Origin of the sequence: Streptomyces spiramenti (genome assembly GCF_012034385.1) — a bacterium.
Lineage (GTDB): Bacteria > Actinomycetota > Actinomycetes > Streptomycetales > Streptomycetaceae > Streptomyces > Streptomyces spiramenti.
This window is the reverse complement of record NZ_JAAVJB010000083.1, coordinates 1-12,098: the sequence shown is the minus strand read 5'-3', so window position 1 is coordinate 12,098 and position 12,098 is coordinate 1. Positions and strand designations below refer to the sequence as shown.

Sequence of the window (12,098 nt, the reverse complement as noted above, 5' to 3'; positions counted from 1 at the left end):
GTCACCATCACCGGTACCAGCGTCTTCATCATCCTGGCCGCCATGGTCGTGCGGACCACCACCGAAGCGTGGCCGATCTTCCAGCACCAGGGCTTCTTCGGGTTCCTCACCGGTGACCGCAGGGGGCCTTACCGCGCGCGGGGCGAACGCCGAAGCGGTCGCCCCGCGCGCGGTCCGCGTCAGTCGAACCAGCGGGCGGTGGCCAGTTCCGTGGTGCGGTCCGGGTCCTCCAGCAGCGCGGCCAGCTCGAAGCGGCGCGGCCACTGCCCGGCCGCCCAGGCGAGTCCGGCTGCCAGCCCCTCCACCGTCGCGGCGTGGACCGTGCCGTCGAGGTGCCGCCAGTCCACCGCGACGCCTTCCACGAGGAGTTCCTCGTGCTCCCGGTAGGTCGCCGGAGCGTCCTCCCCCAGCAGTTCCCGGGCGGCGTCCGGCACCGGGTGCTCCGTGCCGGGGCCGCTGACCGGGGCGGGCAGCAGCGACGACAGCAGCGGCACGTCCAGCACCGCGGCCAGTTCGGCGGCGTGCCGGGGATCGACCGGCAGCAGCGGCCGGTCACCGGCGGAGGCCAGCAGGTCGGGGGCGTCCGCCACGGCGGCGTCCCCGGCCGGCACCACCACGATCCGGCCGTCGGCGGCGACGGCCCGCACCTCGTCGGGGAGGGTGACCTCCTCCGGGTCGAACGCGGCGAGCAGCGTGTACAGGCCGTGGAGCTGGTCGGCCACGACCGGGAGTTCGGCGTCGGCGAGGCGAGAGAGCAGCTCCGCCGCGCCGCCCGGCTCGGCCAGCAGTGCGTCGGCGCTGGTCCGCACGCCCAGTGCGCGCAGCACCTCGGGGTCGGCGTCGGCGGTGTCTGCCGGCTCGTACAGCCCCGCGAGCAGCGGGTCGCCGCCCGCGGCACGCAGTCCGGCGGGACGACGCCCGCCCAGCACCGGAGCGCCCCGCAGCCACCAGGCGGTGTACGGGCGGGCGGTGGCCACCGTTCCGTCGGGCATCCGGACCCGCAGCGGACGCACCAGCGCGTCGCGCAGCGGCGGTGCGGAGAGCATCGCCAGCACGCGGGGCCACTGGTCGTCGTCGACGAGTTCCAGGTCCCGGACGGCCAGCAGTTCTCCCGCCACCGGCGGGAGGTCCGACTCGGGCAGTGCGTCCAGCAGGTCCTCGCACCACACCTCGACGGCATCCAGCAGCCCGACGTCGTCCGGCTCGGGGACCTCGGAGTCACCCGGCACCAACTCGTCGGGGTCGAGCACGACATCGGCGGCCCGCACCAGCGGGAAGCCGGCCTGCACGCCGACGGCGGTCAGCGGCCCCTCGCCCCAGCGGTCCGCGAACGCCTGCTCACAGGCTGCGAGTTCACCCTCACGAATGACCTGCTGGAAAGGGCTGCCGGGCAGCACCAGTTCGTAGGCGGGGGTCATTTCGCCGTCCTCGTCGGGCAGCGGGAGGGCGGCGAGCCACGGCAGGTCGCCGGGGGCAAGCTCGGCGTCGGCCACCAAGCCGAGCACGATCTCGGCGAGCTCGGCCGCGTCCGGGGCGTCCTCGTCCCACAGCTCCCCGTCGTGCGCGGCGGTCACCAGCGCCCGCACCTGCGGCGTCTCCAGCACGGCGCGTCCGGTGGCGGGGGCGGCGCCGAGCTTCTCCAGCAGGGGATGCACCGCGTCGGGATGGGCGACCCGCAGACCGAGCCGCGCCGGGCCGGCGGGGTCGCCGCCCGGCAGCGGCAGCAGCACCTGCCGGGGGCCGACCACCGTCCGACCGTCCGCCAGCGGAACGGGCAGCCCGGTCAGCCGGTCCGGGTCCACCCCGGCCAGCGAGTCGTACAGCTCCCGCCACCAGGACGGCGGGCGGTCGGCACCGGCGACGCGGTCCACGGCCTCGCCCAGCGACACCCGCGCCACGCCCAGCAGCCGGGGGGCCGGGTGCCGTTCCAGGCCGGCGGGCAGCAGGTGGGGGAAGAGCTGGGCCAGCACCGCGACGGTGGCGGCACCGGCGTCCTCGACGAGTTCGGCCTCGGTGGCGCGCAGCGCCTCGCGGCGGCCGTCGGCGGCGGTCCCGTCCTGGTCTCCCGTGGGCCGCTCCGTGAGGGGCGCGGCGGGCGGCAGGAAGGCGACCTCGGGGAGGCGGGCGGCGAGCCGCTCGCGCAGGCCGGAGTCCAGCACGCCGGAGCCCAGCGGACCGGGGACCAGCTCCAGCGTGCCGGGGCCGACCGGACGCCAGGTCGCCAGCAGCCGGGTGTAGCCGTCGGCGGCGCGGTCGAGCAGGAACTCCGTCAGCGGCCCGGGGGCGACCTGGCGGCGGGTGGAGTCCAGTGGGAAGGACGCGATCAGCAGCGCGGGCAGCGAGAGCGGTTCCCCGGTGGGGGTGGGGGCGTGGACGACCGGCTCCGCGGTGGGGCGGGCCGGGGCGCCGTCCGGCGCGACCGGGACGGCCCAGGTCACCGTCCACAGCGGGCGTTCCCGCTCCTCCAGCGGCCGGTCGGTGAGGAGGGCCGCGTCGGCACGCCCGCGGGCCGTGGCGGTGCGCCAGCGGGTGGTCCGCTCCCCCTCGGTGATCACCACCTCGGCGAGGTCGGCGCCATCGGCGTCCGTCGGGTCCTCGGTGCGCACGGGCTCCGCGACGGCTGCCACGGGAGCCTCGGCGGTCGGCGGGGAGTCGGACCGGGTCAGCGTCCGGGTGCCGTCCGGGGTGATCACGGTGATCTCCGCCAGCGCGGGCAGCGCCAGCAGCAGCGGGTCGCCGACCTCGGCGAGGAGTCGCGCCGCCAGGTCCGCAGCGGCGGTGTCCCGCAGCGGCAGCGCCACCACGGTGTCGAACCCGTCGGGAACGGTGAACCGGCTCGCGGGCAGCGGCAGCCGCAGCAGGGGGACGGCGTGACGCCCGTCACCGCGCCGCTCCAGTTCGGCCGCCAGCCCCGGGCCGCGCTCGGCAGCCGCAGCCGTCAGCGCCAGCGCCTCGGTGAGCGACCAGCGGACGCCGCCGGTCCGGCTGTGGACGGCGGGGGTGTCGGTGACGGTGAGGGTCGCGGCGAAGCCGACGCCGAACCGGCCGACGCTGGGCGCGTCCCGCTTCGCGGAGGCGCGCAGCGACGACAGCGACCCCGCCCCGGCTGCGGTCAGCGGCTCACCGGTGTTGGCCGCGGAGAGCACTCCGTCGGCCAGCTCCAGCCGGAGCCGACCGGGTACACCGGCGCGGACGGCGGCGTCGGCCGCGTTCTGCGCCAGCTCCACGACGATGCGGTCCCGGTAGCCGCCACGCGCCAGTTCCTCCTCGGCGTTGGCGTCCTCGCGGAATCGCGCGGGTGAGGCCGCCCAGGCGTCCAGGACGGCGCCACGCAGGGCGGCGGTGCCGAAGGGGTCCTCGGCGGTGGTGCTCTCATCGCTCAGATCGGCAGTCACGTCGGTGACAGTACTCGCCGCCCGCCCCCGGCGTTCCCGCCACCGGCGTCGGTGAGAGCGTGTGTGAGACCCCACGTCGGCTGAGCTCGCGGCGCCAGATGCGGGCAGCCGCACGGCGGAGGGGCGCCCTCATGCCGGGTTGTCTTCGGGTGTTCCTGACAACGCAGCAGCTGGCCGTAGCCGGCGTCGCGGGTCCGGCGTGGGGTCTCAAGCACGCTCTGAGGTGGACGGCACACCCGCCACCCGGCGGGCGACCGCCACCGCTCCGGGACGGTGGGAGCAGGGGCCGCGGGGGCGGGTGTGACGGGGGTGGGCGCAAGCCGTCCGGTCGGGGGGCGGCGCGGGCGGCTGCTAGCGTCAAGGCCCGTGCCCGACATAATCTTCCTGCTCATCGCCGGTACCGCAGTCTTCGCAGGAGCCCTCGTGCAGGGCACCGTGGGCCTCGGCCTCGGTCTGCTGGCAGCACCGGTGGTGGCGATCGCCGACCCGTCCCTGATGCCCGGCTCGATGCTCGTCGCGACTCTCGTGACGCCGGTGATGACCCTGTGGGCGGAGGGCAGGCACGTCGACTGGCGCGGCCTCGCCTGGGGCCTGCCGCCACGCATCCCCGGGTCGATCCTCGGCGTGTGGCTGGTGGCCGTGCTCGAACCGCGGCTGCTGGGGCTGGTGGTGGGCATCATGGTGCTGCTCGCGGTGGCGGCGACCGTGTCCGCGGTGACGGTCCGCGTCACGCCGCTGTCGCTGATGACGGCCGGGCTGATCTCCGGAGTCACCGGGACGGCCACCTCCATCGGCGGCCCGCCGATGGCCCTCCTCTACCAGCACTCCCCCGGCCCGACGGTCCGCGCGACCCTCGGCGGCTACTTCTTCTTCGGCGCCGTCATCTCGCTGGCAACACTCCAGGTGGGCGGCCAGCTCACCGGTGAGCAGCTCCTCGCCGGCGCCGCGCTGATCCCGTTCGTGCTCGCGGGCTACTTCGTCTCGATCCCGGTGCGCCGCCGCTGGGGCAGCGGCGGCATCCGCACCGCTCTGCTGGGCGTGGTGTCGCTCTCCGGCATCGTCCTGATCGTCCGCGCCCTGGTCTGACGCCGCTCGGGTGGACCCGGCAGCGGGCCGGGACGATCAGGGCGGGGACGATCAGAGCGGGTCGGCGCCGACGTGGTCGATGACCGGTCCGGGCCGGGGCGCCGGCTTCGGCATCAGCGTCGCGGCCTCGGAGTGCGCACCGCAGCCGAAGCCGAGGGAGACGACCCGGCCGTCGGCCGGGGCGTACTCGTTGGCGCAGACGCCGAACCCCTGACGGAGCGAACCCGCCAGCGGCACCAGGAAGCCGCAGCTGACACAGGACGCGGGCGCGCCCTGCGCCATCGGCGTCCCGGACCCGTAGTTCTCGTCCCACCGCTCCGCGGCCTCCGCGAGGCCGAGCCGGGAGAGGACGTGCGCGCGCCCCAGGCCCAGCTCGTCGGCGAGCGCTGCCGTCTCCGCACGCCGGTTGTCCGGCCGCCGGGCCTCGGCCGCCGCGACGGCGGTCGCCTCCGGCGTCGCGTCGGCGGGGACGCTCACGGCTTCGCCCTCGGGCTCCGCCTCGGCGGTCTCCGCCGTCGCGTCGACGGCGGCGAAGCCGGGCTCCAGCCGCGGGTCGTCCCCCTCCACGGGGAGCAGGTCCCCGGGGCCGAGGTCGCCGGGGCGCAGGCGCTCGCTCCACGGCAGCCACTCGGGCGCCAGCAGCGCGTCCTCACCGGGGAACAGCGTGACCTCGTCGACGGTCACCAGGCGGGCGCGGGCGGCCCGGACCACGGTGACGCCCCAGCGCCAGCCGCGATAGGCGGGGTCGGCGGAACGGAAGTAATGGGTGACGACGCGCCCACCCTCGCCCTCACCCTCGGCGCCGAGATGCTCACCGACCGGATACGGGAAGGCGGCTTCCTCGGCGACCTCCCGCGCGAGCGGCACGGCATCCGCACAGAGCCGGTCAGGGGTCCGGCTTCGGGTAGCAGCACTCACTGGATATCGACTCTTTCCTACGCGTTGTGCGGTGCGAACGCCAACGGCGAGCGGAGCTGACGGAGCGGCTACGGGGTGTGAGACCCGCGCCGCTGCGACGTCGTGCTGCTGCACGTGGGCACGATGCACCGGTCGGTCCACGCTACCGCACGTGTGATCCCCGCGACGCCCGCCCCGGAAGAAGGGTGCCGCGATCACCGCCGGGCACCCGCGAGCCGCCGTGGCACCACTCGCCCCCGGCGGGGTGAGAGCGGGGACCTTCCGACGCGCCCGGGCGTGTCGCGCCCCGCGACCCCGGCCGCCGTCGCGCGGTCGCGGCCACCGCGCGACGCGCGCGGGGGACGTACCTTCGACACATCGCGACCACTGGCTCGCCCCACGCTCTACGCTTACGGGCGTGGCCGCTGACAGCTCGTCCGATCGGGGCGCCGGGTCCGGGGCCGGAGCGGTGCTCCGGGGCCTCCGGGCGACCGGCCGTGCCGTCGCCGGTCCACCGCGCCTCGTGGGCCGCCGCATCCGGAAGGCCACGCACGCGCAGGGAGCCGGCGAGTCCGGCCTCGGCAAGCTGATAGAGGTGCACGCGGTGCACTCGATGGGCGACATGCTCATCACGATGGCGCTGGCCTCCACCATCTTCTTCGCGGTACCGACCGACGAGGCCCGCGGCCGGGTCGCGCTCTACCTCGCCGTCACCATGGCCCCGTTCGTCCTGCTCGCGCCGGTGATCGGGCCGCTGCTCGACCGGCTGCCGCACGGCCGCCGCGCGGCGATGTCCGGCGCGCTGGCCTTCCGGGGGGTGCTGGCGCTGCTGATGACCGGCGCCGTCGCCGCGGGCGGCCTGGAGCTGTACCCGGCTGCGCTGGGCGTGATGATCGCCTCCAAGGCGTACAACATCGTGCGGGCCGCCGTCGTCCCCCGACTGCTGCCGACGCAGATCTCCCTGGTGAAGGCCAACGCGCGCATCACCCTGACCGGGCTCATCTCCGCGGGAGCCGCGGCGCCACTGGGTCTGGTGCTCAACCTCATCAGCCCCGAGGCGCCGCTGTACGGCGCGTTCGTGATCACCCTCATCGGCGCCTTCATGTCGTTCCGGCTGCCGCACAAGGTGGACCTCGCCAAGGGCGAACGCACCCTGCACCTCCAGGAACTCGCCGAGGCGCGGGCGGCCGGGCGGGACCAGGACGGCCGAGGCCGGTCCCGGGTGATCCGGGCGACCGGCACCACCGTCTTCAAGGCGCTGGTCGCCAACTCCGCGCTGCGGGTGCTCTCCGGCTTCATGCTGTTCTTCCTGGCGTTCCTGTTGCGCGAGCAGCCGCTGCCGGGTCTCTCGGCGGCGCTGTCGCTCGGGCTCGTCGGTGTCGCCGCCGGCGTGGGCAACGGGCTGGGCAACGTCCTCGGCGCCTGGGCGCGCGACCGGGCACCGGAGTTCATCCTGCTGGTGATGATGTTCCTCGCCGTGGCGACGACCACCGCGTCGGCCGTCGCCTACGGCACGGTGACCGTCATCCTGGTGAGCGCCGTGGCCGGGCTGTGCCAGGCCATGGGCAAACTCTCGCTGGACGCGCTGATCCAGCGCGACGTCCCCGAGGTGGTCCGCACCTCCGCCTTCGCCCGGTCCGAGACGATGGTGCAGATGGCGTGGGTGCTCGGCGGCGGCATCGCCATCGCGCTCCCGCTGAACGGGCCCGTCGGGATGGCCACCGCCGCGCTGCTGCTGCTGGTGGGTCTGGTGGTCACCTTCCGGGGGTTGGCGGCGGGCGCACGGCGCGGCTCGCCGCACCCGCGCGTTCGGTGACGGGCGACGCCCGGTAATCTGCCCGCATGACTGCGATCTCCAGGAGCCGTGGCCGCCGGGCCGTCCGCACCGCTCTCGCCGCCGGCGCCGTGTCACTGGGGCTGGCCGCCCTCACGGCGTGCGACAAGCCGAGCCCGAACGCCCACTTCACGCTCGGCACCGCCACCTCCACCATGGAGACCGCGCCCGACTGCTACGGCCACGGGGACGCGCTGGGCGTCGACGAGGCCCGCGGCTGCCTGGAGGACACCTCCGACGTCGAGGTCTTCTCCACCGAGGGCGGCGAGACGCTGCGCGTGGGCGTGGACCCGAAGATCGCCGAGAACGGCTGGCTGCTGTTCGTCAACGGCAACCCGCACGCCATCGACCCCTCGTACACCACCTACCGCAGCTTCCCCGCCGACCAGCTGTACGCCGCGGCCGACGCCGCGACGCTGCCGGGCCAGAGCGAGGAAGCCTTCGCCGGCGTCGTGCAGATCACCGTCGCGCAGGTCTCCGAGAACTACGACACCGAGGCCCTGATGGCCGCGTTCGGTTCCGCCCAGACCGGTGACTTCGGCCCGTTCGACGAGGCGCTGTTCGGCCAGTTCGAGGGCGTGTGGAACCTCCAGCTGGAGCAGAAGGAGCACTGACGGCGCCCAGCGCCGCCGGGTACCGCGTGAACGCGAACTCCACCCCGCCGCGGCGACCCGCACCGGTCGCCCACGACCCCGCCGCCCCTGCCGATGACCGGCAGGGAGGGCGGGGTCTGCCGCGTGCCGGCGACCCCGACGGCCGCCGTGTCCTGGTGGTCACGGCGGTCGAGGCGGAACGCGACGCGGTGGCCGCCGGCTGGCCCGCCGTCACGGCGGTGGCCGCCGGCGTCGGCCCCGCCGCCGCAGCCGCGGTCACCGCCGCCGAACTCACGGCGGCCCTGGCACGGGGCCGCCCGTACGGGCTGGTCGTCTCGGCCGGTATCGGCGGCGGCTTCGCCCCGGACGTGCCGGTGGGGGCGACAGCGGTCGCCACCGCGCTGATCGCGGCCGACCTGGGCGCGGTGACGGCCGACGGCTTCGCCGACGTGACCGCGCTCGGCTTCGGCGCCGTCTCCCACGAGCCGCCGCCGGAACTCGTCCGTGAGGTGGCCGCGCTCACCGGCGCGCACACCGGGCCGATCCTCACCGTCTCCACCGTCACCGGCACCGCGGCACGGGCCGCGGAACTGACCGCCCGTCACCCGGGCGCCGTCGCCGAGGCGATGGAGGGGTTCGGCGTCGCCGAGGCGGCGACCCGCGCCGGCGTCCCGGTGCTGGAGGTACGCACCGTCTCCAACGCCGTCGGCCCCCGCGACCGCGCCGCCTGGCGCATCCCCGACGCGCTGCGCGCCCTGACGGCCGCCTTCCGCGCCGCGGGCCCCGCACTGACCGCACAGCCCCCCGCACGCCCCGCCGGGACGGACGGGGGCGTCCACGACACCGACGCGACCGGACCCCCGGTCACCGGAGCGCGGACCGCCGACGCCACGCCCCCCGAGGAGGCACCATGACCGAGGACGTCCCCACCACCGCCCCGGCGGCCCCGCTGGACGTGGCGTACTCGCCCTGCCCCAACGACACCTTCACCTTCCACGCCTGGTCCCACGGGCTGGTGCCCGGCGCCGAGCCGCCGGAGGTCACCTTCGCGGACATCGACGTCACCAACGGAATGGCGGAGCGCGGCGAGGGCTCCGTGCTGAAGGTGTCGTACGCGGTGCTGCCGTGGGTGCTGGAGGAGTACACGCTGCTGCCGTGCGGCGGGGCGCTGGGCCGGGGTTGCGGGCCGCTGGTCCTGACCCGCGGTGAGGACGACGCCGACGGTGGTGGCGCCCCGGGGGCGACGACGGCGGCCGGGCTCTCCGGGCGGACCGTCGCCGTCCCGAGCGAGCGGTCCACCGCCTACCTGCTGTTCCGCCTGTGGGCCGCTGCCCACGTCCCCGGCGGTGTGGGCGAGGTCGTCGTGATGCCGTTCCACGAGATCATGCCCGCGGTGCGGGACGGCCGGGTGGACGCCGGACTGGTCATCCACGAGGCACGGTTCACCTACCAGCGGTTCGGCCTGCACAACCTCGCCGACCTCGGCGAGTTCTGGGAGGGCACCACCGGCCACCCGATCCCGCTGGGCGCCATCATCGCCAAGCGGTCGCTGGGCCAGGAGCGCATCACGGCGCTGACCGAGGCCATCCGCGCCTCGGTCCGCCGGGCCTGGGAGGAGCCGGACGCGTCACGGGCGTACGTGCTGGCGCACTCGCAGGAGATGGAACCGGCCGTGGCCGACCAGCACATCGCGCTGTACGTCAACGAGTTCACCGCCGATCTCGGCGAGGAGGGGTTCGCCGCGGTGCGGGAACTCCTCGACCGCGCCGCCGCCGAGGGGCTCGTCCCCCCGGTCACCCTGGGCTGACGGCGCTCCGCGCCCGGAGGGTGCGGAAGCGGGGACGCCGAAGGCCCGCCGCCGCGGGGAGCGGTGGCGGGCCGGGTGCCGCCGAGAGTCGGTGCCGCCGAGAGTCGCGTGAGGCGCGGCCGGTTCACCGACCACGGGCTCACCGACTCACGGGGTCACGGGCTCACGGGCTGACGTCGAGCTGGTCGGCGACGGCTCGGAGCAGACCCGCCACCTGCGCGCCGCTGCGCTTGTCCGGGTACTTGCCGCGCTCCAGCTGGGAGGTCACACCCTCCAGCAGCGTGGTGAGGTCCTGCACGATGGAGGCGAGCTCGTCCGGCTTGCGCCGCTGCGCGGCAGCGACGGAGGGCGTCGCGTCGAGGACGGTCACCGACAACGCCTGGTCGCCGCGCTGCCCGGCAACCACGCCGAACTCCACGCGCTGGCCGGGGCGGAGCACCTCCACGCCGTCGGGCAGAACCGACGAGTGCACGAACACATCGCCACCGTCGTCGCGGGAGAGGAAGCCGAAGCCCTTGTCACCGTTGAACCACTTCACCTTGCCGGTAGGCAAAGCACACCTCGCTCCTCAGTCAGCCGAACCACAGTCGTCGCAGGTCAGGCTATAGGTCGGTCGTGCTTCCCGCCGTCGTCCCCGAAGCCTCGCGGGATGGATACCCACCACCGGCCCCAACCACCCCTGCTGAGACGGACCGAAGACGCCGATCACGTCACACCCGGCGCGGCCCCGCGCGACGGCGGCGGCCGGGTGGGGCGTTCCGGGCGGATGCCGACACGGGCACGGGGGCGGGGGGCAGTGGCGGGTTGGCGGGCGGCAGTGGCGGGGTTGCGGGTCGGCGGGCGGCAGTGGCGGGGTTGCGGGTCGGGGCCGGTGGGCCGCCCTCTACGCTGGAGGGGTGAGTGAGAGCCCTGAGCACGTCAATTCCCCGGGTGACCTGCTGGTCCGCGTCGGCGGCGTCATCTTCGCCGTGGGCGCCGTGGCGACCCTGATCACCTTCGTCCCGATGTTCATCGGGTCCGAGCCCTTCCCGGTCGCGGCGTACGTCGTCTCGATGCTGATGGGGCTGGGCTTCGCCGTCGCCGGCGCGGGCATGGCGCGGTCCATCGCCGCGCAGCGACGCCGCGACCGCGCCGCCGCCGCGGGCTGATCGTCCCCGCCCGGCCGACGCCCCGGCTGACCGCCGCCCGGCGGGGTCGCTCGGCGGTGGCCGCTGCCGCGTGACCCCGGGGACGCTGCCGTTCCCCGGGGTCGTCGTCGGTCCTCGCCGTGTGCCCGCGTCTCAGCGGCCCGCGGCCGTGGCGAGGTGCTCGTCCAGCCAGCCGGGGAAGTCCTTGAGCCCGTGGTCGAGCAGGACGTCCGCACCTGCCTCGCGTAGCTCGGCGGCATCGCAGGGGCCGGTCGCCACCGAGACGGCCAGTGCGCCGGCGGCGTGGGCGCCGCGCACGTCACCGACGTGGTCGCCGACGTAGACCGACGCGCCCTGCTCCCGCAGCGCCGCGCCCTTGGCCTCCGCCCAGAGGTCGCCGAAGAGCAGGTCGGGGGCGAGCCCGAGGAAGTCCAGGTGCATCCGGGCGTTGACGCCGATCTTGGCCGTCACGACCATGCTGCGCCCACCGGCGCGGCGCACCGCGTCCAGCGCCTCGACCGCGCCGGGCAGCAGCGGCGAGGTGGTGATGGCGTGATCCGGGTACAGCGCCCGGTAGCGGTCCACGGCCCAGGGCACCCGGTCCTCGGGGAACCAGTTCTTCAGCTCCCAGGTCAGCGGCGGCCCCAGGCGGGAGACGGCCAGGTCAGCGTCGACCCATACGCCGGACTCCTCGGAGAGCGCGCGGTACGTGCTGCGGATACCGGGCCGGGTGTCCACGAGGGTCATGTCGAGGTCGAAGCCGACGGTGGGTCCGGGGGTGGGGTTCGTCGTGGGCATGCGGTCATTCTCGGTCACGCCCCGCCAGGGCGTGCCGTCCGCGGGGTGTGAGAAACACCGCCCCGGGCACGACACCGCAGGCCGGGGCCCGTGCCGGCCCAGGCGCCCGCCGTGTGCTCAGGCCTTGCCGGGCGGGCGGCGGAGCGAGCGCCACAGCAGGAAGACCGCGGTGGCCAGGGCGGCCCCGCGCAGCAGCGCGGGCCAGTGGTCGGAAAGGGCGGTGCGGAGGACCTCGCCCTCCAGCGGTTCGCCCCAGTACTCGTTCACCCGGCCGAACAGCCAGGTGAACCAGCCGCCGACGACCAGCGCCGGCATGCCGAAGACCGCGAACTTGGCCACCGGACGGCTCAGGCGCGGCGCCCACCAGGCGAGCAGCCAGCCGCCGAGCATCGGCAGCAGTTCGGCCATGACGGCGCCGCCGACCAGCAGCAGTGCACCGAACAGTTCGACGGGGCCGCCGGCGTGCTTGCCGGCTGCTCGGCCGCGGAAGGCCCCGCGCAGGCCGCGGGCGCCCTTGGGGCCGGGTTCACCGGTGGCGGTGGCCGGGGCGGGGCCGCCACC

Annotated in this window: 10 protein-coding genes and 1 pseudogene; 6 read left to right on the top strand and 5 right to left on the bottom strand. The window is 75.5% G+C overall.

The window, feature by feature from the left end; all coding sequences use genetic code 11:
- Positions 1-179 precede the first annotated feature (179 nt).
- Entirely contained in the window at positions 180-3,395 is a 3,216-nt protein-coding gene (locus HCJ92_RS12190; RefSeq protein WP_338054141.1) for a sacsin N-terminal ATP-binding-like domain-containing protein, read from the bottom strand.
- 366 nt (positions 3,396-3,761) lie between these two features.
- On the opposite strand from HCJ92_RS12190, the gene HCJ92_RS12185 reads away from it, so the two are divergent.
- Complete coding sequence (locus HCJ92_RS12185; RefSeq protein ID WP_167933545.1) at positions 3,762-4,481, top strand: TSUP family transporter; 720 nt, start codon at positions 3,762-3,764, stop codon at positions 4,479-4,481.
- A gap of 51 nt (positions 4,482-4,532) precedes the next feature.
- Here HCJ92_RS12185 and HCJ92_RS12180 read toward each other — a convergent pair whose 3' ends face one another.
- On the bottom strand, positions 4,533-5,399 hold the full coding sequence (locus HCJ92_RS12180) for a DUF3027 domain-containing protein (protein ID WP_167933544.1): 867 nt from the start codon (positions 5,397-5,399) through the stop codon (positions 4,533-4,535).
- Positions 5,400-5,796: 397 nt separating this feature from the next.
- Here HCJ92_RS12180 and HCJ92_RS12175 point away from each other — a divergent pair, with 397 nt between their 5' ends.
- From HCJ92_RS12175 to HCJ92_RS12160, 4 genes are all read left to right on the top strand, one after another.
- The gene (locus tag HCJ92_RS12175) at positions 5,797-7,194 is read left to right on the top strand and encodes an MFS transporter (RefSeq protein WP_338054140.1); all 1,398 of its coding nucleotides are present in this window, start codon (positions 5,797-5,799) and stop codon (positions 7,192-7,194) included.
- 26 nt (positions 7,195-7,220) lie between these two features.
- Positions 7,221-7,826, top strand: a complete 606-nt coding sequence (locus HCJ92_RS12170) for a hypothetical protein (protein WP_167933543.1) — start codon at positions 7,221-7,223, stop codon at positions 7,824-7,826.
- Positions 7,827-7,942: 116 nt separating this feature from the next.
- Positions 7,943-8,719 carry a futalosine hydrolase gene (locus HCJ92_RS12165; RefSeq protein WP_167933556.1) on the top strand — a complete coding sequence of 259 codons (777 nt, stop codon included), beginning with the start codon at positions 7,943-7,945 and terminating at the stop codon, positions 8,717-8,719.
- Entirely contained in the window at positions 8,716-9,612 is an 897-nt protein-coding gene (locus tag HCJ92_RS12160; RefSeq protein ID WP_167933542.1) for a 1,4-dihydroxy-6-naphtoate synthase, read from the top strand. The genes HCJ92_RS12165 and HCJ92_RS12160 overlap by 4 nt, the downstream gene beginning before the upstream one ends.
- Positions 9,613-9,775: 163 nt before the next feature.
- Here the strand turns inward: HCJ92_RS12160 and HCJ92_RS25370 are convergent, their stop codons facing one another.
- A complete protein-coding gene (locus HCJ92_RS25370; protein ID WP_167933541.1) occupies positions 9,776-10,165 on the bottom strand; it encodes a cold-shock protein in 390 nt (129 codons plus the stop codon).
- Positions 10,166-10,508: 343 nt separating this feature from the next.
- On the opposite strand from HCJ92_RS25370, the gene HCJ92_RS12150 reads away from it, so the two are divergent.
- A complete protein-coding gene (locus HCJ92_RS12150) occupies positions 10,509-10,760 on the top strand; it encodes a hypothetical protein (protein ID WP_167933540.1) in 252 nt (83 codons plus the stop codon).
- A gap of 132 nt (positions 10,761-10,892) precedes the next feature.
- Here the strand turns inward: HCJ92_RS12150 and HCJ92_RS12145 are convergent, their stop codons facing one another.
- Both HCJ92_RS12145 and HCJ92_RS12140 read right to left on the bottom strand, forming a co-directional pair.
- A complete protein-coding gene (locus tag HCJ92_RS12145) occupies positions 10,893-11,537 on the bottom strand; it encodes an HAD family hydrolase (RefSeq protein ID WP_167933539.1) in 645 nt (214 codons plus the stop codon).
- A 117-nt stretch (positions 11,538-11,654) separates the two neighbouring features.
- Positions 11,655-12,098 (bottom strand): annotated as a pseudogene (locus HCJ92_RS12140) (hypothetical protein); the annotation flags it as partial.